Annotated in this window: 27 protein-coding genes and 1 other RNA gene; 22 read left to right on the top strand and 6 right to left on the bottom strand. The window is 36.5% G+C overall.

Annotation, left to right across the window (positions count from 1 at the left end):
• Positions 1 to 32 precede the first annotated feature (32 nt).
• The 14 genes from U0033_RS28170 to U0033_RS28105 all read left to right on the top strand — a co-directional run bounded on the left by U0033_RS28170 (position 33) and on the right by U0033_RS28105 (position 13,522).
• A complete protein-coding gene (locus U0033_RS28170) occupies positions 33 to 242 on the top strand; it encodes a hypothetical protein (RefSeq protein ID WP_143151032.1) in 210 nt (69 codons plus the stop codon).
• Between the two features lies 1 nt (position 243).
• Positions 244 to 966: a hypothetical protein gene (locus U0033_RS28165; RefSeq protein WP_072366825.1), complete on the top strand. Its 723-nt coding sequence runs from the start codon at positions 244 to 246 to the stop codon at positions 964 to 966.
• A gap of 44 nt (positions 967 to 1,010) precedes the next feature.
• Positions 1,011 to 3,680, top strand: a complete 2,670-nt coding sequence (locus tag U0033_RS28160; RefSeq protein WP_326980849.1) for a hypothetical protein — start codon at positions 1,011 to 1,013, stop codon at positions 3,678 to 3,680.
• Positions 3,681 to 3,708: 28 nt separating this feature from the next.
• Positions 3,709 to 6,066, top strand: a complete 2,358-nt coding sequence (locus tag U0033_RS28155; protein ID WP_326980848.1) for a coiled-coil domain-containing protein — start codon at positions 3,709 to 3,711, stop codon at positions 6,064 to 6,066.
• Between the two features lie 13 nt (positions 6,067 to 6,079).
• A complete protein-coding gene (locus tag U0033_RS28150) occupies positions 6,080 to 6,691 on the top strand; it encodes an XkdF-like putative serine protease domain-containing protein (RefSeq protein ID WP_322518624.1) in 612 nt (203 codons plus the stop codon).
• Between the two features lie 68 nt (positions 6,692 to 6,759).
• Positions 6,760 to 7,335 carry an Ig-like domain-containing protein gene (locus tag U0033_RS28145; RefSeq protein WP_322518625.1) on the top strand — a complete coding sequence of 192 codons (576 nt, stop codon included), beginning with the start codon at positions 6,760 to 6,762 and terminating at the stop codon, positions 7,333 to 7,335.
• A gap of 39 nt (positions 7,336 to 7,374) precedes the next feature.
• Complete coding sequence (locus U0033_RS28140) at positions 7,375 to 8,292, top strand: hypothetical protein (RefSeq protein WP_322518626.1); 918 nt, start codon at positions 7,375 to 7,377, stop codon at positions 8,290 to 8,292.
• Positions 8,293 to 8,368: 76 nt separating this feature from the next.
• A complete protein-coding gene (locus U0033_RS28135; RefSeq protein WP_326980847.1) occupies positions 8,369 to 8,911 on the top strand; it encodes a hypothetical protein in 543 nt (180 codons plus the stop codon).
• 85 nt (positions 8,912 to 8,996) lie between these two features.
• A complete protein-coding gene (locus tag U0033_RS28130; protein WP_072366819.1) occupies positions 8,997 to 9,374 on the top strand; it encodes a hypothetical protein in 378 nt (125 codons plus the stop codon).
• A gap of 23 nt (positions 9,375 to 9,397) precedes the next feature.
• The gene (locus U0033_RS28125; protein ID WP_322518629.1) at positions 9,398 to 11,305 is read left to right on the top strand and encodes a phage portal family protein; all 1,908 of its coding nucleotides are present in this window, start codon (positions 9,398 to 9,400) and stop codon (positions 11,303 to 11,305) included.
• Positions 11,298 to 11,816: a DUF6712 family protein gene (locus U0033_RS28120; RefSeq protein WP_322518630.1), complete on the top strand. Its 519-nt coding sequence runs from the start codon at positions 11,298 to 11,300 to the stop codon at positions 11,814 to 11,816. The genes U0033_RS28125 and U0033_RS28120 overlap by 8 nt, the downstream gene beginning before the upstream one ends.
• A 15-nt stretch (positions 11,817 to 11,831) precedes the next feature.
• Positions 11,832 to 12,260 (top strand): hypothetical protein, encoded by a 429-nt coding sequence (locus U0033_RS28115; protein ID WP_143150695.1) that lies wholly within the window; start codon positions 11,832 to 11,834, stop codon positions 12,258 to 12,260.
• A gap of 33 nt (positions 12,261 to 12,293) precedes the next feature.
• Entirely contained in the window at positions 12,294 to 12,800 is a 507-nt protein-coding gene (locus U0033_RS28110) for a phage holin family protein (protein WP_072359694.1), read from the top strand.
• A 29-nt stretch (positions 12,801 to 12,829) separates the two neighbouring features.
• Positions 12,830 to 13,522, top strand: a complete 693-nt coding sequence (locus tag U0033_RS28105; RefSeq protein ID WP_072359696.1) for a hypothetical protein — start codon at positions 12,830 to 12,832, stop codon at positions 13,520 to 13,522.
• Positions 13,523 to 13,529: 7 nt separating this feature from the next.
• On the opposite strand, the gene U0033_RS28100 is transcribed toward U0033_RS28105, so the two are convergent.
• The gene (locus U0033_RS28100) at positions 13,530 to 13,787 is read right to left on the bottom strand and encodes a hypothetical protein (RefSeq protein ID WP_072359697.1); all 258 of its coding nucleotides are present in this window, start codon (positions 13,785 to 13,787) and stop codon (positions 13,530 to 13,532) included.
• 169 nt (positions 13,788 to 13,956) lie between these two features.
• On the opposite strand from U0033_RS28100, the gene U0033_RS28095 reads away from it, so the two are divergent.
• The 3 genes from U0033_RS28095 to U0033_RS28085 are packed head-to-tail and all read left to right on the top strand — an operon-like array spanning position 13,957 to position 15,766.
• A complete protein-coding gene (locus U0033_RS28095) occupies positions 13,957 to 14,193 on the top strand; it encodes a hypothetical protein (RefSeq protein ID WP_072359698.1) in 237 nt (78 codons plus the stop codon).
• 45 nt (positions 14,194 to 14,238) lie between these two features.
• Positions 14,239 to 15,162: an RHS repeat domain-containing protein gene (locus U0033_RS28090; RefSeq protein WP_072359699.1), complete on the top strand. Its 924-nt coding sequence runs from the start codon at positions 14,239 to 14,241 to the stop codon at positions 15,160 to 15,162.
• Positions 15,163 to 15,211: 49 nt separating this feature from the next.
• Positions 15,212 to 15,766, top strand: a complete 555-nt coding sequence (locus U0033_RS28085; protein ID WP_143150696.1) for a hypothetical protein — start codon at positions 15,212 to 15,214, stop codon at positions 15,764 to 15,766.
• Positions 15,767 to 15,824: 58 nt separating this feature from the next.
• Here the strand turns inward: U0033_RS28085 and U0033_RS28080 are convergent, their stop codons facing one another.
• Together U0033_RS28080 and ssrA are read right to left on the bottom strand one after the other, a co-directional pair.
• Entirely contained in the window at positions 15,825 to 17,009 is a 1,185-nt protein-coding gene (locus tag U0033_RS28080) for a site-specific integrase (RefSeq protein WP_072359703.1), read from the bottom strand.
• Between the two features lie 168 nt (positions 17,010 to 17,177).
• Positions 17,178 to 17,551, bottom strand: a transfer-messenger RNA (tmRNA) gene (ssrA, locus tag U0033_RS28075).
• Positions 17,552 to 17,754: 203 nt separating this feature from the next.
• Between ssrA and U0033_RS28070 the strand changes: the two genes are divergently transcribed.
• The gene (locus U0033_RS28070; RefSeq protein ID WP_072359705.1) at positions 17,755 to 18,009 is read left to right on the top strand and encodes a hypothetical protein; all 255 of its coding nucleotides are present in this window, start codon (positions 17,755 to 17,757) and stop codon (positions 18,007 to 18,009) included.
• A 52-nt stretch (positions 18,010 to 18,061) separates the two neighbouring features.
• Here the strand turns inward: U0033_RS28070 and rseP are convergent, their stop codons facing one another.
• The 3 genes from rseP to U0033_RS28055 all read right to left on the bottom strand — a co-directional run bounded on the left by rseP (position 18,062) and on the right by U0033_RS28055 (position 22,198).
• On the bottom strand, positions 18,062 to 19,396 hold the full coding sequence (rseP, locus tag U0033_RS28065; RefSeq protein ID WP_072359707.1) for an RIP metalloprotease RseP: 1,335 nt from the start codon (positions 19,394 to 19,396) through the stop codon (positions 18,062 to 18,064).
• Positions 19,397 to 19,493: 97 nt separating this feature from the next.
• Positions 19,494 to 20,660 carry a 1-deoxy-D-xylulose-5-phosphate reductoisomerase gene (locus U0033_RS28060; protein ID WP_072359710.1) on the bottom strand — a complete coding sequence of 389 codons (1,167 nt, stop codon included), beginning with the start codon at positions 20,658 to 20,660 and terminating at the stop codon, positions 19,494 to 19,496.
• Positions 20,661 to 20,701: 41 nt separating this feature from the next.
• On the bottom strand, positions 20,702 to 22,198 hold the full coding sequence (locus U0033_RS28055; protein WP_072360244.1) for a GH3 auxin-responsive promoter family protein: 1,497 nt from the start codon (positions 22,196 to 22,198) through the stop codon (positions 20,702 to 20,704).
• Positions 22,199 to 22,545: 347 nt separating this feature from the next.
• On the opposite strand from U0033_RS28055, the gene rplU reads away from it, so the two are divergent.
• The 4 genes from rplU (at position 22,546) to U0033_RS28035 (ending at position 25,440) form a co-directional block, all read left to right on the top strand.
• Entirely contained in the window at positions 22,546 to 22,848 is a 303-nt protein-coding gene (gene rplU / locus U0033_RS28050) for a 50S ribosomal protein L21 (RefSeq protein ID WP_072359712.1), read from the top strand.
• Between the two features lie 28 nt (positions 22,849 to 22,876).
• Positions 22,877 to 23,149, top strand: a complete 273-nt coding sequence (gene rpmA, locus U0033_RS28045) for a 50S ribosomal protein L27 (RefSeq protein WP_072359714.1) — start codon at positions 22,877 to 22,879, stop codon at positions 23,147 to 23,149.
• 73 nt (positions 23,150 to 23,222) lie between these two features.
• Entirely contained in the window at positions 23,223 to 23,681 is a 459-nt protein-coding gene (locus U0033_RS28040; RefSeq protein ID WP_322518631.1) for a histone H1-like repetitive region-containing protein, read from the top strand.
• Positions 23,682 to 23,784: 103 nt separating this feature from the next.
• Positions 23,785 to 25,440, top strand: coding sequence for a DNA polymerase/3'-5' exonuclease PolX (locus U0033_RS28035; protein ID WP_072359715.1), 1,656 nt, complete (start codon positions 23,785 to 23,787; stop codon positions 25,438 to 25,440).
• Positions 25,441 to 25,445: the final 5 nt, after the last annotated feature.

The following is a 25,445-nucleotide window of genomic DNA, read 5'->3' as shown; positions in this document are numbered from 1 at the left end:
TTAATTTTGTATCACACTAAATGGTTTTTATTATGATACAAGAATTACTCGATTTGGGTTATATCTACGAAAAAGGAAATGATTACTATTATAAAGAATATGGACCTGTTAGAATTGGAATAAAGAAATCAGAAGATAAATATTATGCTTCTACCAATCCTTTTGTTGAGCAATTTTTAATACCGTTGGAAAACATCGAGGAGGTAAAAAAATATATTCAAAGAATCGAAACAGAAAAATAGTATGACTGCACAACAATTTCTCACAATTCCAATGGTTCTAACATTTGTTGTAACCCTTGTAAATGTGTTTTTACTTCTTGGATTGAGAACAAAATATGAAGAAGCCAAACAGACGAATCAAGCTACAAAAGAGGATATAGGTGAAATTACAAAAATTGTTGAGGAAATTAAAAACAACTTGACAAATGAAACGGAAATCTTAAAATCAAAGTTGTCAATTGAAAATCAACATAAGATAAATATAAAAACGGCTGAACATAATGCGTTAATCAACTATGTTGAAAAATTTTCGGCGTGGTTTTTTTATATGGCAAGAGTACAGTTATATACCTACAATCTTGAAAGCTATAAAGAAATTGATAATATCGATATAGAAATTAATCGAAGATTATATGAAAAAGACCTAGCTGATGCAAAGCTATTATTATTTGTTAATAACCAAGATTTCGTTAAAATGCAAGGTGGTTTGGACTTATCTGTTCATGATTTTCAACAAACTTTATTACTTGGGCTAAATGATTTAAAGGGAATATTTAGATTTGGTGAACTAAAACTAGAAAAAGCTACAGACATTCAATCATATGAATTGAAAACGAAATTATTATCAGATGCTTATGCTTCCAGCAAAAAAACATCTGATGAACTATCTAAAAAATATGAGGAAGTATATAAGAAATTTGTTGTTTTGGTTAAATACGTCAATAATAGACTAATGACCCTATAAGAGATTAAGCATAGATGCAAGTATTTAAAACATAAAACGAATCAATGTATTCAATTTATGTTTTAGAAACTTCAAAGGCACCAACAACAGCACCTTTATATTCAGGAGTAAATGATGTAAATGTTAATCCCACTAACATTGTAGCAATCAGAACTACAGATTCTTCAATGTCAATAAGTGCCGGTCAGTACCTTAAATTCCAAGGTAATTATTATAAGATATTGTCCAGCACTTATTTTTCATACTTCCATTACTATCAGTTAACCATTGACGGTAGTATTCCCGTAAATTATTATGATGCGGCTAATTGGGCTATTTATAGTAGCCTGGAAGATACCATTACCAACTACGGAAAATTAGATGTTGAAGATATTCAATTGTCTACCGTATTTGCTGTGTCCGATATTAGCGACATAAGCAACAGGAAAAACCCTGCTACCAAAACAATTACCCTCAAAGGAACTCAAACTAACAATCAGATATTAGGACACCTGTTTCACAATAACAGATACGCTGATGAATCCATCAACAATAAATTGTTCTTTAACTATGCACCATTGAGAACTGTAGATTGTTTAGTATATGAAGACAATTATTTAATTCTTCAGGGGAATCTGTATGTTCAGGATTTTACTATTGATGAGAAAGGCAATATTACTTACACTGTTAGTATTGCTGGTAAGTTTAAAGGGTTTGTATCTTCATTGGGTGATTCGTTAATATCAGATTTGGATTTTTCAGACCTTAAACACCATTATACAACAGATAATATTGGAGGTAGCCAAGGCGATATTAAAGATTGGAATACAGGTACTACTGCTCTTGGGCAATATGAAAGATATAATACTACAACTAATTCATTCTATTCAACTTATTACAGTTCAGGCAGCGGATATGTTTACCCCTTCATTGATTACGGTGAGAAGTATACCAACAATGAACTAAACGTTGATTATTCTAATATCAAATTACAGAACCAACGTCCTGCTATATGGGTTAAAGAATATTTTGATAGGATATTCAAATTTGCTGATTACACATATGAGATAAAAGGTAGCAGTGACTTTTTAAATAGATTCAATTCATTGCTTATTCCTAATTCACAAGAAAAGCTAACAGTAAGTACAAAAGAGAATAGAGCCTTATATAATAAATCTACCTCACAGACAGGTAGTTACAATAAAGGATACGACCAGAATAACATGATGATTTACTTCCCTGTTAGATGGGATACCCAAAGTAATACATATCTTACTGACTACGCACCTGTACAATATGGTGATGGTAGCCCTGCCAGCCCTAACAGAGAACATAACCTGCTTTATGCCAAACGTACATTCACGTCTGATGGTAGGGTACAAGTGTCAGGGAGCATAACGGGGAATAATCCAGGAACTGAAAATGTTTCTGTTCAATTGGTAAAGCGTGATTATAGCACATCAACAATTATAAATAACGATAAGTTCACCGTTGTAGCTGAACAGAAATTCACTGTTAATGATAATCAAGCCCTAGACTTCACTGCCGACTTCATTGTACCTGAAACTACATATAATGCCACTGAACAATTACAGGTGAGAATAGCGTGTACTGTATTTGGTGTTGCTAATGTTTCTGCCTATTATTCTTCTCCTACAATTACATCTGCTGCATTGTCATTTAGTAAAGATGATAGTACTTTGTTTACTGTGGATGTAACGTTTGGTGATGAAATAGTACCAACACCACCGGAAGGAATTAAAATGTTCGATTTTGTTAAGTCAGTAATCAATATGTTTAACCTATATGTATCTAATACCCTTGACAATCCCAAACATTTTATCTTTCAAACTTATGATGACTTCTATGCATTGGCAGATATCGAAAATATAAAGAACACTGCTTTAGATTGGACGAATAAGATAGATTACAGTTCAAAAATAAAAGGAACATCTAATCTTTCAATTCCCAAAAACTACACATTCACTTATTCTGATGATAGCAATGATTATCTGAATAAGAATTATAAAACAAAGTATGCAGAGAATTATAGTACTCTAACATTCACAGATGGTTTAGGTATAACAGATAATAAGGAAGTAAAAGTTGTCTTCAGCGCATCACCACAAGTATCTTTTAGTACAGGTGGACGTGTATATCCTATGTTAGTTCAGGGGGGAACAAGTATTTCAGCTAAATCACCAGTAAGTACAAATATTAGGGTACTTTATTACAATGGAATATTAGCAACAAACACTTATACTGTAGGAATTGATACATTTGATACTGCTACTACCACTTGGGGTAAAACTGATGTATATAGTAGTAACTGGTATGCAAATGTTTCTATGTACTGGTTTGACCCCATAGCCAGGAATCCAAATACCCCATATGAATCCGATGGAGTGACACCAAAGAAATTAACACCATTAACTTCATTAAATTTTGGCAACCCTAAAGAAGTATATTTTTTAGCTGGTAGTGAGTATGTTAATGTACCGAACCTGTATAATAGCTTTTACATCAATCAAACTTCCGAACTAACTAATATCAACTTGACAACATTTGAAGTTGGAGTTAATTTGAATGCTGTAGATATTACTAATTTAGATTTGCGTGTACCGGTGTATGTTGATATGGGGCAATATGGACACGCTTATTTTAAGATTATCAATTTGGAATATACAGAATCAGAAGCAATTACTACTGTTACCCTGCAAAGAATATCTTTCTGATACAACTATTTAAAGAATAAAATCTTTAATGGCTGAAAATACAAATGATAGTCAAAAAATAATATTAGAGGTCGCAAGTGATGCAAGTGGTTTACAGCCTGCAATGGATGGTGTAAAAAATATTAAAAAAGATATTGATGAAGTAAACAACAACCCTATCAAACCTAAAGTTGAAATTCCAACTGATTCGGTTAAAAGTTTCAAGCAACAACTTAAGGAAGCCCGTGAAACTGCATTAGCATTAGCAACAGCAGGTAAGGAGAATACAGAAGAATATAATAATGCAGTAAGGACGATTGCTCAACTTAATGACCAGATGCAGGTGTTAGGACGTAATGTTGAAGCAGCTGATGTTGGCAATAGGTTTAATGGTGCTGTTAAGGCTGCTTCTTTATTAGCTTCTACAGTTCAGGGTGTCGCAGGTGGTTTAGAATTAGTAGGAGTTTCAGGTGATACAGCAGCAGAAGCAGTGGCAAAATTACAGGCTATTTCTGGTATAGTAGATGCACTGAATTCCTTCCAAGACGCGAATGACTATATTAAAGGGTTGATTTTATCGCTAAGAGGCGTATCAGTCGCAGAGGAAGGCGTTGCAGCAACAACTACTGCTACGACTACAACCATGAAGGGGTTGAAAGTTGCCTTAGCCTCTTTGGGCATTACAGCAATAGTATTAGCTGTAGGTTATCTTATTGCCAACTTTGATGAAATTAAAGAATCTGTAAAGAAACTTATACCTGGACTTGGTGAAGCTGGTGAAACATTTGATAAAGTTAAAGCCTTTGTAATCGGTTTGGGTAATGCGGTAGTTCAATATGCCATAGCTCCAATTAAAGCACTCATTGATATTGTAAAAGGCGATTTCAAGGGTGCTGTGGAGGACATGAAGAAAGGATTTGATGTTGTAGGTAATGTACAAAGTGAATACAATAATCAAAGGACAAAGCAAGCAGATGAAGCAGCGCGTGAAGCAGCAAAGAAACGTGCAGATGAATTAGATGCTGCATTAAAGATATATTCTGCCAACGGAATAGAGGTGTTAAGTCTTCAGAAGGAGCAGTTACAATTGCGTATCAAACAGGAGAAGGAAGGAAGTGATGAGCAGAAGAAGGCAATACTGGATTTAGCCGTTTGGGAAGGTCAGCAGAATAAGAAAAAGGCAGATGAGCAAAAGAAATTAGCAGATAAGGCCGCAGAAAAAGCTAAACAAGCAGCCGAAAAAGCAGCCAATGAACGTAAGACTGCATTAGATGAAATTAAAAAGATTGAAGAAGAAAATCAAAAGGATATTCTTCAGTTAAACATGAATGCTAGGGATAAAGAGTTATCCAATCTTCAAATCGATTATGAAAAGAAGAAGAAAGCATTTGATAAATATGGCCAAGATACTTCTAATCTAACAACCAAATATAATAATCAAAAAGTCGAGATTAATAAAAAGTACGATGACCAGATTAGCCAGGCATTAACAGATAGAGCTAATAAGAACCTGGATACATATAAGCAGAAAGAATTAGAGATTAATAAATTCTATGACAACATTTTTAAAACTGCTACAGATAAAGAAAAGGAAGTAATTGAAGCCAGAAGGAAAAGTGAATTAGCTGCTGTATCTAAAGAATCAGGATTGAATGATGTTAATGTTAAAGCAAATATTCAACTTACAAAAACCACTTCTGAAAATACCATATCTGATAGTGATACACCTGAACAGAGAAAGGAGAAAACATTAGCGGTACTAGCAGCCCAACAAGATGCAGAAAATGCTGCTTATGATTTGAAGAAGGAGCAATTAGGTGAACAGAATGCTGAGATTGAACAATTAACAGCCGACCACAACGCGAAGCTATTAGATATTAACCGTCAACGTACTGAAGCCAACAAAGCATTAGATAAGGCAGAGTTTGAACAGAAGCAACAAATAGCAAATGCTTCTGCCGATTTAATGTCAAGTGTAGCGGAATTAGCGGGTGAAAATACTATTGCACAAAAAGGTTTATCTGCTGCTGCTACCTTAATACGTACATATGAAAGTGCCATGCTTGCCTACAAAAATGGTTTAGAAGCGGGTGGGCCATATGGTATTATATTAGGTGCTGTCAGTGCTGCCGCTGCTGTTGCCGCTGGTCTATCCAATGTAAAGAAAATTCTTGCGGTACAGATTGCAGGTTCATCTTCCAGTTCTGCACCATCTGTTTCTACATCTTCAATTACATCTGCTTCTGCACCTGTAATTAATACATCCTCATTAAGTCAAAGCACTACACCACAAGATGTCCGTGTAATTAATCAGGCAGACACAACAGTTAGAGCATACATTACCGATAAGGATTTAAAGAACAATGAACAAAAATCAACATTTTTTAACAGCCTATCCACATATTAAATTTTAAAAACCAATGAAAAAAGATATACCTACCTATGAAATATTTATAGACGAAAACGAAGATTCATTTGTTTCCGCTGTAGCACTTGTAGATAAACCTGCAATAGAAAAAAACTTCTTTGCATTTAATGAACATACAAAACTTCAATTCTCCTATGATGACGAAAGGCAAGAATTAATCGGCCCTGCTATGATACCTGATATTGAGATATATAGAAAGGAACAGAATACAGGAGCAGAATACAATGTTTTTTTTAGTAAGGAGACGATTAGGCAAATTGCCCAAGTGTTTTTTAAAAAGAACTTTGCTAATAATACCAATATATCACACACCGATATACCTGCACATTCTTACATCTTTCAGTCATATATAGTAGATGATGATAAAGGTATCAAATCACCTAAAGGAATTGATGTTCCAGATGGTAGTTGGATTGTGGGTATGAAGGTAACAGATAATACAGTCTGGCAGGATATAAAATCAGGTAAATTGAAAGGTTTTTCTGTCGAAGGATTATTTCAATTTTCAGACAGCCAAGTTAAACATGACAAATCCACTACTGATGAAGATTTGATTGCTATACTAAAGAAATTTAATTCCCTCTATTCTAAGCCGGTTTTTTGACCGGCTTTTTTGTTTCCTGTTATTTCAAAAAATCATTCTCATCAATATTTAAAAGAGAAAGCATTTAAATGTTGAAAGAATTAAAAAAAGAATTGCTTAAAGCCTTAACCAATCTTAAAACAGAAAAGTTTGATGGTGTCTATTCTTCTGACCAGTTAAATATTTCAGATAGGGTTGTAGGTGGTAAAGTAGAATTAATAAACGCTGATGGGTCATTAAATGTAGCGCCTGATGGTGACTACGAATTAGAAGATGGATTCAAATTTACTGTTAAAGATGGCGTTATTGCATCCATTGAAGGGGAAGAACAACCTGAAGAATTAGCAAACGAAACCCCAACTGAAGATACACCTGCACCTGATGATAATAAAGTAGCTATTGAAGAATTACAAAAAGAAACTGCTGCAATTAAAGCTGAAGTAGAATCTATTAAAGAAATATTAGCACAATTGACAGGTAGTGTAAGTGATTCTGCTACAAAGGAAGAAATGCAAAAGTTCAGCAAAGAAGTTAAAACCCTTACCGATACTATTAATAAAGTAGCAAAGTTACCAGCTGAATTTTCCAAAACAACCAAATCAACCAAAACAAAAACAGATAATCATGACAAATTGATGGACGTGATTAAGCTGATGAAAAAATAATTTTTGTTAATCCCCCCTATTTAAAAAAGAAACTTATGAATGTCATTTGATATAACCAATTTATCCCAATACATCGAATTGAATAGCCGTACCATCAGTAGCAAAGCTGTAGGAAATGCACAGACGGCAAAATTATTGCTTGATTCTGGTAATGTGCAATTTACTAAAGGTACTGCACCTATTCTTAAATTAGATAGCAATACCGTTATACAAGATGGAAGTACATGTGGTAGAACTCCATCCGGTACAACTATTTTGTCAAATACTATGTTAACCACTAAACCATTAAAAAGCGTTGAGAATATATGCACCAAGACTTTAATCAATACATATTATGCGTGGGCGTTAAAAGCTGGTCAAGACCCTGAAACTGAAGGTTGGGATGCAGCATTTGCACAGTACATTATGGATTCAAGAGTTCAAGCTATAGCTGAAGCAAATGAAAACCTTTTATGGAATGGTGATACTACCCTAACTGGTCAATTGTCTTACTTTAACGGTATTTTAAAACAAGTAACTTCTGGTACTTATACTAATATTGATTCAACTGCAACATCCGTTTTAGCTCAATTACAGGAAGCAAATTCTAAAACGCCTATTAAGATTAGAAAGCAATCTGATTTTAGAATTTTCATTTCTGAAGTTTTATATGATTTGTATTTGATGGAATTAGCAAACAAAAATATCTTTAAGCCGACTGACGATTTCAAATTATTCGGAACAACAACAACTTTAGTTCCGGTATCTGGATTGAATTCTAGTCCTTACAAGATAGTATCAATTCGTCTTAGTAATTTGCAGTTGGGGATGGATTTAGAAAGTGATGTAACAAAATCATCTTTGAAATATTCAATCGAAACAGAACAGCACTATGCCGATATTCACTACAGTTTAGGCGTGAGTGTTGTTTATCCAATTGCAAGTGAAGTAGGTTATGCTGATTTATCCCCAGCTTGATTATAATTCGTTAACCCTATTATGAAGGGAGTTTAACCCCTCCCTTCATTTTTTATAAAATTTCTAAAATTATTTAATGGCATGTGAATCCATAATTGCACTCGCTAAGAGTTGTGGTGAAAATAAGATTTCCGGTGTTCAAAACTTATACATAATCCGTTACGCAGACCTGGTTGAAACAAACGGAAGCACTTATACTGTATCTACGGCAGGTTTAATAAGTGATATTAATATTGTCACTGCTAAACAATTTGTTCCTGTAGGTTTGTTGAAAAATACAGCTGTTTTGAATGAGACTTTAAATAAGAATCTTCAAACTGGTACGTCTTATATGACCCAAACCTTTACATTAGTTTTATCTGACCTTACAACAGAGAACAAAACTTTCATTGAATCAGTGATGAATCAGGAAGTTGCAATTGTAATCAGAACTAAAACCGGTAAGTATTATGCAGCTGGTTTAAACGGTCAGATGGAACTTTCCGCTTTAGAAGGAGGTACTGGTACAGCTGAAGCAGATTTAATCGGGCATACTTTAACCTTTACCGGTACTGATACTAAATTAATTCAACAAGTTGATAGTTCATTAATCCCAACAATTACTGCACCTGCATCTTAATATTTTTTTCTATTTCGTTTTCATTACTATTTTTTATTGTTATCAAGGCCCAATAATTTATTGTTGGGCTTTTATTTTCTACTTAATGTTATTACTAGACCTATCCAAACAATCCAATGAGTTAATTTTGAATGTGACCCCATTGATTACTTCAGACACACCAGAACTTTTTGTGCGTGTAAAAACTCAATTTGATTTTAAAAAAGTTGTTTTCCCATTGGGTGTAAATATGTCATTGTTCCCAAAACGCTATGATTCGTTTATCATAGTTTCATCTTTTTTGCAAGGATTGAATGAAGGAATTGGTTTGTATGAAATCTTTGAAGATGCTGAACTAGAGAAGATTTTAGAAATTGGCCTGGTTACAATCAAAAATCCAATAATTGAACCTGATACTAATTTTGTTTCTCTGCCTGATGAAGATGAAACTAAACCAACTTTTAAGGTTTATGTAAAGCGCTAATATTTAAAAAAGAAAGGCTATGAATGAGAGCAAAGAAAGATGTTCAAATACAACCCCAATCAAATAGTAAGAAGGAAGTTTTAAATTTTACTTATCATATACCATTACCTATAGAGGATAAATTTGTTAGCGATGATAAACAAGTCAATTATGGGTTGGATAATAACTATCCTGCATTTTTATTAAAACTCTATGCTGATTCTCCAATCAATCAGGCTATCATCAATGCCAAATCAACATATATTTTTGGTGATGGATTCAAATATAATGGGGGTAATGAAGTAAATATTAATGTTAACCCCTCTGATAGCTTTAACGAATTTATCAATAAGTGTATTAAGGATTTTTTATTGTTCAATTATTTTTGTGTTGAAGTTACCTATAATTCATTTGGGGAACCTGTGGAATATCACCATTGCCCTGCTCAAAACATTCGCACTAACAGAATAAAAAATAAATTTTGGTATTCTGAAGACTGGAAATATAAAAAGTATGATGTAGTTTTTGATAGATTTATTCCTATTAATTCTGAAGGCACTAGCAAGTTATTCTTCTTTGACGGTTATTTCCCAAGTAACAATAATACTTATCCTCTACCTGAATATTCTGGATGTATTAAATCTATCCTTACTGATTGTGCGATTAGAACCTTTAACTTAAATAATATCAAATCTCACTTCAGTGTCTCATCTATCATAACATTTTTCATGGGAGGTAATGTTGATGAAGAAGTGAAAAGACAGATTATGAAGGATATTAAAGATAGTTACAGTGGTGAGAATGGTGAGAAAATTATTTTAGATTTTCAGGATACGCAAGGCAAACCAGCTGAAGTAAAGAATATCAGTCCTAACGAATGGGATAAAGCATATTCAGCAGTATCAACACAAGTACAAAACGACATATTGATTGGTCATGCTGTTACTTCTCCTTTGTTAATGGGTATAGCTCAACCTGGTTCTTTGGGAAACAGCACAGAATTAGAAACAGCATATCAGATTTTCAAAAATACCTACATCCGAAATAAGAGAGCTGAATTAACATCTGCTTTCAATCAATTGTTTGTTAACTCCACTATAGTTACTAATACCCTTTCATTTACTGATAAGCCTTTGTTTGAAACTCAATTAGATGATGCTACAAGGGAAAAGATTTTCACTATCAATGAATTAAGGGCTATTGCTGGAATGAAACCAATACAGAACGGAGACAGATTATTAAATGACCCTGCACCCAATAATACATTCAGCACACCACAACCAGAAGAAGAAATAAAAAAAAATTCTGATTGGGTAAAACATTCTTTGCAACCTGAAGACTTTGAGAAGATAAGGCATTTAGGTAATCACAAAGATGAATTTGAAGTAGTTAAGCATGGGAAGTTTGTATTTAATGCTGAAGATGCCAAACAGAAAGAACTTCAATTTGATAATCAAAGTGATATTGCTCAATGGGTACTAGACAATGATATGTCAAACTTAACCCTTGATGAAATTAAAGACTTATTAAAGCAGCAAAAGGATATTGATATTACTCCACCTGATTTGGAAGATACATTGAATGAGTTATCCAAAGCAGGTATTATACAGGTTGAAACTAACGATAAAGGCAGAATCAGTATTAAGCCAGATAAGGTAGCAGATTTACCAGACACCGGAACTATACTTACTATGTATGATTATGTTAAACGACCTGAAGCAGATGGTGATATATTAATTCCGACCAGTAGGGGATTCTGTATTAAGCTGGTAGAGAATAATAAATACTATTCAAGGGAAGACATTCAAACCATGTCTGGAATTTTTGGATATGATGTATTCACTCATTGTGGTGGATTTTGGAAGCATGCAGGAACAGACAGTACAAAGGTTCACTGTAGACACAAATTTCAGCAAGTAATGTTAAAACGAAAAAACACAACTAATGGATAAAATTATACTAATAAGTGAAAAGGAAATAAAGGAATTGTCTATTGTTCAATTAAATGTTGATAGTCATATTCTTTCACTATCTATATATGATGTGCAGTTTATTAGCCTTAGACCAGTATTAGGGGATGAATTGTATAGCCAAGTCATAAATGAAGTTAACCAGTCAATACAGGATGAAACTTATATCATCCCTGACAATATGAAAAAGTTGATAAGTGAATATATTTCACCCTACCTGATTCATGCAACTATTCAAGAATTAATTATGAACAGTACTTATAAGTTAACCAATAAGGGGTTGTTGAAATATACAGATACTTCAGCTATATCACTACAATCAGGTGAGGTTGAAACGGTGAAGAATTACCACAATAATAAAGTAACTGCTTATAAGGTGGCATTGATTAAATACCTGCATGACAATAAGTTAATCAATAAAGCAACTGATGTGAATGTTACTAACACATCCACAGGATGGTATCTAATAAACCATCAGCAGTGTAATAATTAAAGATAAAAGATATGAATGACGTTAACCCAATTAAGGATATTATTTTTAAACTTCTTCAGCAAACACAAACAGGTTAATCATTGTGTGTATGGGGATTTGTCTGATTATGTAGCAATACCTGATAAACTTTACTATTCAATTAACATCCAGTATAATAATTCAAACGTATCTGGTAAGTATATTAACCATAATTATACAATTACTGTATCAGATTTAATGAAGCTGGACATTCCTGAAACGGAACATTCAGCTATTAGTAACTGTATGGAGATTGCTAAAGATTTCATTGCTTATCTTTCTTACAATGATGATATTAGTTCGGTTAATCCATCAATACAGCCATTCAGACAGGCTACCGGTGATATTACAGCAGGTGTAGTGTTAGGTATTAATGTACAGTTATTCTTGCCTTTCAATGAGTGTGCAATTCCAACAAATTTATAATTTTAAATACCTGCCAACTATTTAAAATATAAAATGTATCCCTATGCCCTTACTATTATCAGAAAGATAATTGACAACACTATTCATGCATCCCTTTGGAATAATATTTTAAAACTTCTCGTTGCTATCTGGTTATTCTTTGCCGGAATTCATACTTATATATACTGTATCATTGCCTTAACCTTTATAGATGTAGCTACCGGTATTCCAGCCAGCATGAAAAAAGGAGAGCCTTTTAAATCCCGTATACTAAGAAAGGGATTGATTGAAAAGATTGCCCTTTATCTAATTATGCTTATCGCTGTTTTCATTCTGGAATTGGTGGTTAAATCTGCTTTCAAATACGAATCCTTCTATATGGTGCTTGTAGTAACTATGTGTGTATCAACCTATGAGCTTACATCTATTCTTGAAAACATAGCGGTACTTAGACCTGAATTACCTTTCATTTCCAGGCTAATAAAACTATCCAATAAAATACATGAGAAGACATTGGATATAGCTGAAGATAAGGTGGATAAGGTTGAATTGAAGAAATAATATGCTATATTGCTTACAATAAATTTATTATGGAAAATGAACAATCCCAAAGAAATAGTAGCTTAACAGAATTAGGTTTACTACTACCAATCCTTTATATTTCTATTATTTCAATAGTCTATTATTTTGAACTGGGTTATTTTTCTTTGTTTGATATTCCGATTGAACTAATTAAAGTAGAATTAGATAATCGAGCATATTTATTATTTGGGATTTTAGTAATTCTTGCAATATTATTTCAAAATATTATCCCAGCCGCTTTTTTAAAGCCTAAAAAGAAAATACCAAATTGGTGCTTTATCATTGTTGGAATAATTCCATTATTATTTTGGTTTTATTTTGATTTTAAAGCTGCTCTCCGCTTAATACCGTTGTTATTTTCGTTATACCTCATTTTACCTTTGAACTTATATCATTCCGATGCTGGTGTGAGAAGATTATTTAATAGACTTATATTTATTAATAATTATTTTAAGATTTCCACTACATGGATTGCTGCTACTATTAAAATTTTGGTTTTGACATGCGTATTATCTTTTGGTATTGGATATTCTTTGGCATTTTACAATAGATACGATATGTCAGATGAATATTTAGATAAACATTTAATTCGTAATTACGAGAATTATTCTATTTATATACAAAAGGTTTTTGTAAAAGACCATTTTGAAAGGAAAATATATGTTGCAGATAGTAAGGTTGACACAATTTCCATAAAATAGCAATTTATTATTTACCTTTTGTCATGGCTTTATGTGCGAGTTTGACTAATTCCAGATAATCGATTTCCATTGCCTTTCCCATCAAATCAAAGTCATTCAGGTTTAACTGCTTCGGATTGTATATTTTTCTGTGTAGTGTAGAATAGTTAATTCCGGTATCCTTCGCCATGACAGATACGGGCAATACTTCAAATATGTCAGCGAACCTAGCAATCTCATTCGCCAGTATCAAAGATTTTACAGCCTTATACCTTTTATCCTTCAATTTTAAACAGTTATTCCTGAAAATAACGTGTTTATAATCAGATTGTATTTAAAATATCCAAATATGAGTACTGATACTTTTATTTGAATAATTGTATCCATTATTGAAGTATTTGTATATTTGTAGAACCAATTCTCATTTGTCATGTACTTTAATAAATTTAAAACAAATGCCCACACTTAAATTGACACCAGACCAAAGAAGACGTTACGCATCCGCATTTTTAATATCACAGGTAAAATTACCCCAAAAAGTAAGGATTGAAGGAGTCATAGAAAATAAGGTCTATTGCTGGAACGGTAGAATTGCACTTGTAGTAAATGTTGAAGAAGAATATGAAAGGGTATATGCTGAAATTGATAATGAAGTGAAAACAATGTTCTTCCATGAATTGAAGATAGATTAATCCTTAAACAATAATTATTCACCCCCTAAATAGTAATCCCAATCAATGAACCGTTATTTCAAGCTGAATTACATAGCATCATTTTTGTCCTTATTCCTATTGCTTTCCTGTAGTTCTAAAGACAAAAAGAATAGTTTAAAAGAAGATAATCTAAGAGGTAAGGTTAAAACTGTAATCGAATCTTCTTATAATGGAAGGTTATATAATGATGTTTATGAAAAAAGAAATCTAGTCGACCAGATAATAAAAGAATATGATGAATACGGAAACATCATAACATTAACCAAAAAGAATGCTTTCGGGTTTACCATTAATATTGAGCGTTCCTATTATGATTCTATTCATAGGTTAATAACGCGAGATTTTTATAATGGCCAATCTAGTTTTAATTCTAAATCACGTACTAATTATGATGAAAACGGTAATATCATGGAGGTAGTAATATCTGATTATAATGGTCATAATAGAGGTGGGATAAAATACAAATGTGGTAAAGATGGTAACGTGTATTCTATGGAGGTTTACCCTGACCCTAATGATAGATGGCGTGGACAAAGAGGTGGGTTAGAGAGGATGTCTATAACCTTTACTTATGATTCAAAAGGAAATAAAATTGGTGAAGTTCAAGTCAAGCAGGATTTGGGGTCAACTGATTTTATTGATTATTTGTATGACAGCAAAGGAAATTGTTTGAGACAAGTTAGGACTAATAATCAAAAAGATACTCTTGGTACTGTTGAATATGATTATGACAAGAACGGAAATAAAATACTTGAAGTATATCGTAACCATAATAAGTACAATAACTATGTCATACGACTTGTCAATCTTCAATATGACAGCAATAACAATCTCATTTCATATGTGCAAACCAAAAGAAACTCGTATAACACCATCGATAATTTGACTGGGCAAGTTTATACTAAAGATGGCGATTTAATAGTTGAAAGGCAGATTACCTATTATTAATCCTCCCATTATAACATAAAATATACCATCAATAAAAATCAACCACAAAATGAAAAATATTTTATCAGCATTATTGATTGTCTTATTGCCTGCATTGTCTTTTGCACAAAACCATAACAAAATCAGAAAATTAGGTGCCTTAAGTATAGGTATGACAATTGACCAGATGAAAAAAGCATTGCCTAGCTATAAATGTAAGATTGATGAACCTGACGCAAATGAGCCGGGAAATTGGAATCAACCCACAACTGTTTCCTTCACTAAACCGGGTACTACCAAGGCAGAGTACATTGTTTTGATTGACAACGATGAAAAGGCAAAGGTTATTGATTATTATGGTCATGACACTAAACTAAATGGCGTATCGGTAGGCATGACGTTGGGGCAATTGGGGGCTAAATTTCCAAAAGTTCAATTTAGCTTCTTGAATGCGGTTGAAAATGACAAAGAAAGTATTGTCATTTCTGCTACTGTTGCTAATTATCCAGGAATTGAAATTTCGTTTAAATCCACTCCACAATTAAATAAAAAGGATGCTAGTGATGTGAAGCCGAGTGATTTACCTAGTACTCTGACAATCAGCAAATTTACCGTAGCGTATTGAAAACAAATCCATAAAATTTAAGCTACAACAATTAGGGGGCCATTACAGCCCCCTTTTCTTATTCATCAATTTTTTCCATTTCCTTTAATAATTTCTCGTCAACTACTTTAGCATAGATCTGTGTTGTAGATATTTTTGTATGACCTAACATCTTACTTACAGCATCAATAGAAACACCATTAAGCAACGTTATAGTCGTGGCAAAAGTTCTCCTAGCCATATGGGTGCAAAGGTTTTTATTAATGCCGCAAATAGTTCCTAATTCCTTTAAATAGCTATTGAATTTTTGATTACTTGGTACATTGAATATTTTATCACCGGAAATAGTTAGATCAATTAGTTCTAAGGCTTTTTTAATCAATGGTAGGCGTACAGGGATGTTTGTTTTTGTTCTACTGGTGTTGATCCATTTTTTTCCCTGAACTTCTACTATATTACTTTTCCTTAAATTCTCTATGTCAACGTAAGCTAACCCCGTGTAAATTTGAAACAGGAATATTTTTTTAATATTTTCCATCCTTGCAATATCAAACTGCTTTTCTTCAATTTTGGCAATTTCAGCTTCATTTAAAAATTCCATCTCTACCGGTTTTATTTTTGCCTTATAATTTGCAAACGGGTCTTTTTCAATGAAACCATTAGCCACTGCCTGATTTATAACACTCCTTAAATTCTTTATGTATTTGACTGAAGAATTGTGATTGCAATTTTTAACCGTTTTAAAATAATGCTCTAATTCATTTACAAAGGAGAGATTTAGATGTGATAACAGCACATCGTTTTGTTTGAATTTGTATTTTATGAATTCCTGAACATGGGTTAAAGTGGTCTTATAGCGTTTAACGGTGGATGAGGCATAGTCTTTACCTTCCAATTCTTCCATTTTCTTTAGATGCGATTCAAAAATTGGAATAAGAGATTTGTAAACAACATCTTTTCCCAAAATCTTATTCTTTAGTGATTCAGAAGTATAATCAACTTCATTATCAATAAGTTCTTTCACCGATAACTTGAAGGATTTTACTAATGTATCAAGTTTTGCATTATTAATATCTACATCAATATCTTTCCCTTTTATTGATTGCCGCTTATCATCCCAATTTTTGATATTTATATATATGCCCGTGGATATTTCTGTTCTTTCAGTACCCACCGTAATTCGCATATAGATAGGCACTTTTCCAAATGAATTTATCTTTGACTTTGCTAACCAGAAATTATATTTTGTATTTAAAACATTCATTATCAATAAATTAATAGGTAACTAAAATTTGGAGAGTAGGTAACCGGATTGGTATTTTTAGTTCCTATTAATTCAGGGGGGGTCTTATAAATAAAATAGGTTCATAACCATTGATTATGAACCTATTAGTAACATTATAATAGTTATAAACAGTTAATTTATAACCAATTGTGGAGCTGGCGGGAATCGAACCCGCGTCCAAACACATCCTCCGAAAGGCTTCTACATGCTTATTTATGCATTGTTTTTTCGAGACACGGCAGGGGCGTAACTAACCAACCTTGTCCTTATCCGTTGTTGTTTCAGCACTCACTCACAGAAACCATGAGTACCTATTTTACATAGTTTTGATTCGGCGGCGGCTGCAGGAGTAAACGGCCTACGTGCGGCGGCTATAATGGGTGTCTAATCACTGATTAGGCAGCCATGGCGTAGTTAGATTCGCCATTTGAAGTTTGGGTATTCAGATTTACGTGCTAATTATCCAACGCACGACATGCTTACACTTTCAAAGACCTATGCTGTCAAAACCGGGCAGCCCCAGGTTTGCTTTCGCAGCTTACAAAGTTAGGAAGAATTTAGATATAAATAAAATGTGAGAGATGGGTCTTTTTATTTTAGCATAAAAGAGGAAGTGATAATGAAATTTTGATCGTGAGAGAGTTAATTTAATAACAATATGATTATCAATGTATTAATTGGTGAATTATTTGAAAAACCGGAGGAAAATGAGTAAATTAGGTATATGAATGACGGATACAGAATATCAGATTCTCAATTTACAATAGTGCTGGGGGCACTCAGGTCAATAGAAGAAAAATTAGCCCTGCGGTTTATGGCGCTTAATAAGCGCATAGAGAGCTTAGAACTGCGCCTGCAGGAAGTGGAGAAGAATTACTTACAGGAAGCAGAGAAGGACCACCTGCGGGAAGTGAAGAAGAATCACTTACAGGAATCAGCAAAGAGTTCTCTTCATGAAACAGGGAAACAATCGCCATAAAAAAAGGAAGAAGCCTTTCGACCTCTTCCTTCTTCAAAATTTAAATTTATACTTACTTCCCAAATATACGTCTATATATATCCAACCCATTCGCATACAACAGCAACCCAAACAATATCACCATCCCCACGATCTGTGCATACTCCAAGAACTTCTCGCTCGGCTTACGACCCGTTACCATCTCATAAATCAAAAACAGCACATGCCCCCCATCTAACGCAGGAATCGGCAGAATGTTCATAAACGCTAATATGATGGACAATAATGCCGTCATTTCCCAAAAAGCCATCCAATCCCACGCTCCTGGAAACAAATTCGCTATCGTCATAAAACCACCCAAAGACTCACTCGCCTTCACCTCCTTAGATACAAAGATCAAACGCAACTGCTGTACATATCCCACCAGCGTATTGATACACTTCTTAAACCCTGCAGGAATCGCTTCAAAGAATGAAAAATGCTTCACTGAGAATGTAAACATCTTCTCGGGGTTCACATTAAACCCTAATACTGCTGCCTCAGGTACATGCACCTGTAATGTCACCGTATCTTCCCCACGTAATACCTGCATAGGCACTACCTTGTTCTTATCTTTTTCTATCTCCTGTTTGAACTGATGATAATAATAAGCAGGCTGACCATTCAAAGTCAACAGCTGGTCGCCTTTACGGATACCGGCACTGTCTGCAGCCATTTTCGGCACGATCGTATCCACCAGGAACGGAACCCTTACATCTACCAGAGAAAGCTTGTTCTTAATCATCCTACCCACTACGCCATCAGGTATCGCAATATCCATTTTCTGTCCATCGCGGGAGATCTGGATTGTTTTTGCCTGACGCAAAATGATCTGACCCGGCACTGCTTTGAAGTTCTCCACAGGCTGATTCTCCACACCCAGGATCATATCTCCATCCTTCAGGCCAATTGATTGGCCCAGTGAATCTACAGCTACGCCATAGGTTGTGTTTGCGGTAGGCAGGTAGGTTTCGCCCCAATGCCACAGCATCATTGAATAAATAAGGAAACCTAAAAGCAGGTTCACCGTTACACCACCAATCATGATGATGAGGCGCTGCCATGCTTTCTTGGAACGGAATTCCCAATCCTCCGGTGGCTTCGCCAGCTGTTCGCGGTCCATGCTTTCATCCACCATACCGGAGATCTTAACATAACCACCCAGGGGTAACCAACCTATTCCATACTCCGTCTCACCTTTCCTGAATTTGAATAATGAAAACCAGGGGTCAAAAAAGAGATAAAATTTCTCTACGCGCGTCTTAAACAGTTTTGCAGGGATAAAGTGCCCGAGCTCGTGTAATACTACCAGGATAGATAGCGACAGTATCAACTGAGCGGCTTTTACCAATATTTGTGCTGTTGTCATGTATACAGTAAATATATGTTGTTTTTTCTCTATAACAGGAATGGCAAAGATAGCCGGTATAACTGCGATTATGCAGCTACTACATGTTATAAAGTTCTTAAATTATGATAGCGTTGATCATATTGTTTGCATGTTCCCTTGCTGCCAGGTCACTTTCGTAGTAGTCATGCAGGCTTGGTTTTTCGATGAATGGCACTTTGCCCATGATTTCTTCTATTACATCCGTCATCTGCAGGAAACCAATACGGTTCTTCAGGAATGCATGCACCACCTCTTCGTTTGCCGCATTCATGATACAAGCTGCATTACCCCCCTTCATCATCGCTTCGATTGCGATGCCCAGGTTGCGGAAAGTCTTGGTATCAGGTTGTTCGAATGTAAGGTTAGAATAATTTCTGAAGGAGAAACGCGGGAAATCGTTCACCAGCCTTTCCGGATAGCCCAATGCAAACTGGATAGGCAGTTTCATATCAGGCAAACCCATTTGGGCTTTCATGCTGCCATCTACGAATTGCACCAGGGAGTGAATAATAGATTGCGGGTGAATTACGACCTCGATCTTGTCCGGGTCGATATTGAATAACCAGCGGGCTTCGATCATTTCCAGGCCCTTGTTCATGAGGGTTGCACTATCAATGGTGATCTTTGGACCCATCCGCCAGTTAGGATGCTGGAGGGCATGGTCCTTCTTCACATTGATGAGGAAATTGGTTTTCCTACCCAGGAAAGGTCCGCCGGAAGCGGTGAGAATCATCTTTTCCACTTTGGCAGAAGACTCGCCCATCATACACTGGAAGATCGCTGAATGCTCAGAATCGACCGGAATTACGGGCACATTTCTCTTCCTGGCTGTTCCCATTACGATATCACCTGCTACGACAAGGGTTTCCTTGTTCGCCAGGGCAATAGGCGTACCCTGCTCGATAGCTGCCAGCGTGGGAGCGAGACCGGCAAAGCCCATAATGGCTGCCAGCATCATATCGATAGAGCTCCAGGAAGCTACTTCTACCATGGCTTTGGCACCGGCAAATACCTTGATGCCTTTGTCAAAGAGCACTTCCTTTACGCTTTCGTATTTTGATTCATCTGCGATCACTACCGCATTGGGTCTGAATTTGAGGGCCTGTTCTATGAGCAGATCTGCATTGACACCTGCGGTCAATACTTCGACACTGAACTTATCAGGATGCGCCTCGATCACCTCCAGCGCCTGAATACCAATTGATCCTGTGGAGCCAAAAATGGCTATATTTTTCTTACTCATTGTTGCAATAATAAGGGAATTACAAGAAATGCAATCCTGCTTTATGCCAGATAATTCATCAGCTCGTCCGCCAATGTTCTGTCATTACTTAATCTTGGCACTTTGTTCTGACCTCCCAGTTTGCCTACTGACTTCATATAATCTATGAAGCCCTGTTTCTTCACTGTTCTGATCTTTAATGGTTGAAGAATGTTGCCGGTAAGCAGATCATCGTAATAAATATTCTTTTTACGAAGCTTATCATCCACTCTTTTTGCAAAGGCGATGAGATCTGCAGGTGGATTTTCGAACTCCACAAACCATTCGTGGTAAGGCAGTTCGCCGGCTTCCGGACTTACCATAGGTGCTACGGTAAACTCCGTGATCTGTAAATTATCTTCCTTCGCTACGGTCATCAGGCTATGCTCTACCTCTTCACCTATCACGTGTTCACCGAAGGCGGAAATGAAATGTTTGATACGGCCGGTCACCAGCAGGCGGTAAGGACTGGTGGATACGAACTTCACGGTATCACCAATATTATATCCCCAGAGGCCAGCGTTGGTACTTACTACGAGGGCGTAGTTAACACCTACTTCCACTTCTTTCAGGGAAAGACGGGTTGGATGCTCATTGAAAATCTCATTGGCAGGAATGAATTCGTAGAAAATACCTGAATTTGTATTCAGCAAAAGACCTTTGTGCTCCTGTGTATCCTGGAAGGCAAAGAAACCTTCGGATGCCGGGAAAGTCTCAATAGTATTGATCGGGCGGCCCACTGATGCCATGAGTTTTGCACGGTAAGGTTCGAAATTCACACCACCATATACAAGTACATTGAGGTTCTTAAACAGCTCTCCCACCGGCTTTCCGCTACGTTCTATCAGCCTGTCAAAGTACATCTGCATCCATGGTGGAATACCAGAAATGAGGGTCATATCCTGATTGATGGTTTCGTCTACTATCTTATCCAGCTTGGTTTCCCAGTCTTCGATACAGTTTGTTTCGTAGGAGGGCAGCTGATTGGTGCGCAGATAACGGGGTACGTGGTGATTCACGATTCCACTGAGGCGGCCGTAAGGAATACCACCTACCCTTTCCAGCACCGGAGAACCGGAGAGGAAGATGAGTTTACCGTCGGCAAAATCAGTATGACCTGTTTCTGCCATGTAATTGAGCAGGGCATTCCTGGCTGTATCGATATGATTAGAGATAGATTCCTTGGTGATTGGAATGTACTTCACCCCACTGGTAGTGCCGGATGTTTTGGCAAGGTAGATGGGCAAGCCTTTCCAGAGGATGTTCTGTTTGCCTTCTTTAATTTTATTTATATAAGGCTTAAACTGTTCATAATCTCTGATAGGTACTGCCTGTCTGAAATCATTATAGGAATGGATATTGTCAAAGTGGTGGTCTTTTCCAAATTCAGTTTTCCTGCCTGTTTTAATCAACTCCTCCAGGATAGCTTCCTGGTCTTCTACCGCCCTCTGCATCTCCTTCCTGATCCTATTGGCTACAATGGAAGCAAATGGTTTGGCAAGCAGTGATTTAAGCTTCATGCCCATTATTTTAGAATATGTGAAAGGACAAATGTATAAAATAAAAATTGTTATAAAAGGAATGGAATGAACTGCATGAAAGCAGTTTTTTTTGCTGATGCCATTTATGTTTCCATTATAGCCAAATGGCCTATGAGTGTGCCTTTTAAGATGTTGTTCTGCATATTGGTTCGCGGAACTTACATATAATAACAAACTATATTAAAATAAACTACGTATCTTTGAAAATGTATAGTATTCTCCTTTAGAAACGTTTGTCTTGCGGGCAAACGCATTTTAAATATGGAGAAAACTTTGTCAATTTAAAAACAAATCCTACTTTTGCAGGAAATTATTTTTGGATCACTATGTTTGCAGTTGTAAAAATCGCAGGTCAGCAATTCAAAGTACAAAAAGACCAAGAAATCTTTGTACAGCAGTTGCAGGGAAATATTGGAGATAAAGTGCAGTTCTCTGAAGTGCTGTTAATAGATAATGGCGGCGCGCTGACCGTTGGTACTGATGTAAAATCAGTAGTTAAAGCAGAAATCCTGAGCCACGTTCAGGGAGATAAGGTTATTGCTTTTAAAATGAAACGCAGAAAGGGTTTCAGAAAGAAAGTTGGTCACCGTACTCACTTTACGAAGATTCGTATTTCAGAAATTGCTTAATTTTTTAAAGTTTTAAACCTCCATAGAAATGGCACATAAAAAAGGTGAAGGTAGTGTAAAAAATGGTCGTGACTCTCAGAGCAAAAGGCTTGGAGTAAAAATATTTGGTGGTCAACCTGCTGTATCTGGCAACATCATCGTTCGTCAGCGCGGTACCGTTTATCATCCTGGAGTTAACGTAGGAATTGGTAGAGATTTTACCATTTTCGCGGTAGCTGATGGCGTTGTTGAGTTCCGTAAAGGACGCGAAAACAGAACCATCGTTTCTGTAAAATCATTTGACACCACTGCCCAGGCGTAAGCTTGGCGCAGTGTTTGCCATAAAGTTTTTTTTAATACCCAATTTTAATTACTAACCCAAAATTCAAAAAACAATGGCAACAATTAAAAAAGCGGCTAAAAAAGCTGCTCCTAAAAAAGCGGCTGCTAAGAAGGCAACTGCTAAGAAAGCTGCTCCTAAAAAAGCTGCTGCTAAGAAAGCAACCGCTAAGAAAGCTGCTCCTAAAAAAGCGGCTGCTAAGAAAGCTGCTCCTAAAAAGGCTGCTGCTAAGAAAGCAACTGCTAAGAAAGCTGCTCCTAAAAAAGCTGCTGCTAAGAAAGCAACCGCTAAGAAAGTTGCTCCTAAAAAAGCTGCTGCTAAGAAAGCCGCTCCTAAAAAAGCTGCTGCTAAGAAAGCTGCTCCTAAAAAAGCTGCTGCTAAGAAAGCTGCTCCTAAAAAGGCTGCTGCTAAGAAAGTTGCTGCTAAAGCTGCTCCTAAGAAGAAGGCTGCTGCTAAGAAGAAAGTGGTTGCTCCAGTGGCACCACAGACCGATGCTCCTTCAACTGAAGCATAATTACGATCTTACACACTGTGAAATAAAGGTTCTGGTGAATAACCAGGACCTTTCGTGTTTTATATAGCCTTAAAAAACCGAAATTCGCAGTTCAAATCAAATTATGCCGGATAACAGCACCATCGCAGACAACTTCTCGTTGCTGTCCAAACTCATGGACATTCACGGTGAAAACAGTTTCAAAGCAAAATCCTTCGCAAATGCAGCGTTCACTGTAGAAAAGCTCAGTGCCCCCCTGCAGGATATGCACACTGAGGAAATCGCCAAAATAAAAGGCATCGGTGAATCCATCAGCAAAAGCATACAGGAAATGCTGCAAACCGAACAATGGAGCCTACTCGACACGTATATAGAAAAAACTCCCTCCGGCATCCTTGAAATGATGAAGATCAAAGGCCTCGGACCTAAAAAGATCGCTTCCATCTGGAAAGACCTGGAAATAGAATCACTGGGAGAACTCCTCTACGCCTGCAACGAAAACCGCCTCATGCTCCTGAAAGGCTTCGGCCAGAAAACACAGGACAGCGTAAAACAAAGCATCGAATTCTATTTCAGTAACCGCAACCGTTTCCTCTTCGCCGAAGTGGAACCCCTCGCCATTGAACTGGAAAAAGAAATACAAACACTCCTCGCTCCTGCTCTTGTATCCCTCACCGGACAAATAAGAAGACAGGAAATCATCATTGATGAAATAGAACTAGTCGCAGATGCTGCACCTGAATTAATCCAGGAGAAATTAAGTGCCCTCAGCTTTATCGAAGAAACACCTAATTCCCTGCTGTTTCAGCATGCACAAAAAGTAAACGTGCGGGTCTATCCAGCTGCCATGGATGATTTTGGTAAATCGCTCTTTCTGACCACCGCCACGCCTGCTTTCATTGAAAGCTTCTTCGCCGCTGGCGGTGCTGCCAGCCTCACACCCGGTGCTACAGAAGAACAAATCTTCTCACAGGCAAACCTGCACTACCTTCCTCCCTGCCTTCGCAACGACGGCCGGATGCTGGATGCACCGCAGCTACCTGAACTGATCACACCACAGGATATCAGAGGCATCATTCACTCCCACAGTACCTGGAGTGATGGCCAGTATTCCCTGGAAGAAATGGCACTCGCCGCCAAAGCACAAGGCTTTGAATACCTCGTGATCAGCGACCACTCCCGCTCTGCATTTTATGCTAACGGACTAAGTATTGAGCGCATTGCTGAACAACATGCACAGATCGATGCACTCAATCAACAACTCGCACCCTTCCGCATTTTCAAGAGCATTGAAGCAGATATTCTCAACGATGGCAGCCTCGATTACCCGGATGAAATTCTCGCATCCTTCGATCTCGTTATCGCTTCCATTCACTCCAACCTTAAGATGAGTGAAGAAAAGGCCATGAGCAGGCTGCTGAAAGCTATTGAAAATCCATATACCACCATTTTAGGCCACATGACCGGACGACTCCTGCTGAGTCGTAATGGTTATCCTGTAGATCACCGCCGCATCATAGATGCCTGTGCCGAACACAATGTTGTCATTGAACTGAATGCACATCCCCGCCGATTGGACATTGACTGGGAATGGATCCCTTACGCCCGTGAAAAAGGTGTACTGCTCTCCATCGATCCCGATGCCCACAGCATAGCAGGTTACAAAGATGTTTACTACGGAACATTAGCCGCCCGCAAAGGAGGTCTAAGTGCCGATGGCAACCTGAGTAGCTATTCAAAAGAAGCTTTAGAAACGTATATCCTCAACAGGAAAAAATAAGGAAC

This window comes from Chitinophaga sancti, from assembly GCF_034424315.1.
In the GTDB taxonomy this organism is placed as follows: Bacteria; Bacteroidota; Bacteroidia; order Chitinophagales; family Chitinophagaceae; genus Chitinophaga; species Chitinophaga sancti.
This window is presented reverse-complemented; position numbering and strand designations above follow the sequence as displayed.

What these genes read in the sequence shown, in the direction of transcription:
- U0033_RS28170 (WP_143151032.1), top strand. Translation starts at nt 33, where the DNA reads ATGATACAAGAATTACTCGATTTGGGTTATATCTACGAAAAAGGAAAT.
- U0033_RS28165 (WP_072366825.1), top strand. Translation starts at nt 244, where the DNA reads ATGACTGCACAACAATTTCTCACAATTCCAATGGTTCTAACATTTGTT.
- U0033_RS28160 (WP_326980849.1), top strand. Translation starts at nt 1,011, where the DNA reads ATGTATTCAATTTATGTTTTAGAAACTTCAAAGGCACCAACAACAGCA.
- U0033_RS28155 (WP_326980848.1), top strand. Translation starts at nt 3,709, where the DNA reads ATGGCTGAAAATACAAATGATAGTCAAAAAATAATATTAGAGGTCGCA.
- U0033_RS28150 (WP_322518624.1), top strand. Translation starts at nt 6,080, where the DNA reads ATGAAAAAAGATATACCTACCTATGAAATATTTATAGACGAAAACGAA.
- U0033_RS28145 (WP_322518625.1), top strand. Translation starts at nt 6,760, where the DNA reads ATGTTGAAAGAATTAAAAAAAGAATTGCTTAAAGCCTTAACCAATCTT.
- U0033_RS28140 (WP_322518626.1), top strand. Translation starts at nt 7,375, where the DNA reads ATGTCATTTGATATAACCAATTTATCCCAATACATCGAATTGAATAGC.
- U0033_RS28135 (WP_326980847.1), top strand. Translation starts at nt 8,369, where the DNA reads ATGGCATGTGAATCCATAATTGCACTCGCTAAGAGTTGTGGTGAAAAT.
- U0033_RS28130 (WP_072366819.1), top strand. Translation starts at nt 8,997, where the DNA reads ATGTTATTACTAGACCTATCCAAACAATCCAATGAGTTAATTTTGAAT.
- U0033_RS28125 (WP_322518629.1), top strand. Translation starts at nt 9,398, where the DNA reads ATGAGAGCAAAGAAAGATGTTCAAATACAACCCCAATCAAATAGTAAG.
- U0033_RS28120 (WP_322518630.1), top strand. Translation starts at nt 11,298, where the DNA reads ATGGATAAAATTATACTAATAAGTGAAAAGGAAATAAAGGAATTGTCT.
- U0033_RS28115 (WP_143150695.1), top strand. Translation starts at nt 11,832, where the DNA reads ATGACGTTAACCCAATTAAGGATATTATTTTTAAACTTCTTCAGCAAA.
- U0033_RS28110 (WP_072359694.1), top strand. Translation starts at nt 12,294, where the DNA reads ATGTATCCCTATGCCCTTACTATTATCAGAAAGATAATTGACAACACT.
- U0033_RS28105 (WP_072359696.1), top strand. Translation starts at nt 12,830, where the DNA reads ATGGAAAATGAACAATCCCAAAGAAATAGTAGCTTAACAGAATTAGGT.
- U0033_RS28095 (WP_072359698.1), top strand. Translation starts at nt 13,957, where the DNA reads ATGCCCACACTTAAATTGACACCAGACCAAAGAAGACGTTACGCATCC.
- U0033_RS28090 (WP_072359699.1), top strand. Translation starts at nt 14,239, where the DNA reads ATGAACCGTTATTTCAAGCTGAATTACATAGCATCATTTTTGTCCTTA.
- U0033_RS28085 (WP_143150696.1), top strand. Translation starts at nt 15,212, where the DNA reads ATGAAAAATATTTTATCAGCATTATTGATTGTCTTATTGCCTGCATTG.
- U0033_RS28080 (WP_072359703.1), bottom strand. Translation starts at nt 17,009, where the DNA reads ATGAATGTTTTAAATACAAAATATAATTTCTGGTTAGCAAAGTCAAAG.
- U0033_RS28070 (WP_072359705.1), top strand. Translation starts at nt 17,755, where the DNA reads ATGAATGACGGATACAGAATATCAGATTCTCAATTTACAATAGTGCTG.
- rseP (WP_072359707.1), bottom strand. Translation starts at nt 19,396, where the DNA reads ATGACAACAGCACAAATATTGGTAAAAGCCGCTCAGTTGATACTGTCG.
- U0033_RS28060 (WP_072359710.1), bottom strand. Translation starts at nt 20,660, where the DNA reads ATGAGTAAGAAAAATATAGCCATTTTTGGCTCCACAGGATCAATTGGT.
- U0033_RS28055 (WP_072360244.1), bottom strand. Translation starts at nt 22,198, where the DNA reads ATGAAGCTTAAATCACTGCTTGCCAAACCATTTGCTTCCATTGTAGCC.
- rplU (WP_072359712.1), top strand. Translation starts at nt 22,546, where the DNA reads ATGTTTGCAGTTGTAAAAATCGCAGGTCAGCAATTCAAAGTACAAAAA.
- rpmA (WP_072359714.1), top strand. Translation starts at nt 22,877, where the DNA reads ATGGCACATAAAAAAGGTGAAGGTAGTGTAAAAAATGGTCGTGACTCT.
- U0033_RS28040 (WP_322518631.1), top strand. Translation starts at nt 23,223, where the DNA reads ATGGCAACAATTAAAAAAGCGGCTAAAAAAGCTGCTCCTAAAAAAGCG.
- U0033_RS28035 (WP_072359715.1), top strand. Translation starts at nt 23,785, where the DNA reads ATGCCGGATAACAGCACCATCGCAGACAACTTCTCGTTGCTGTCCAAA.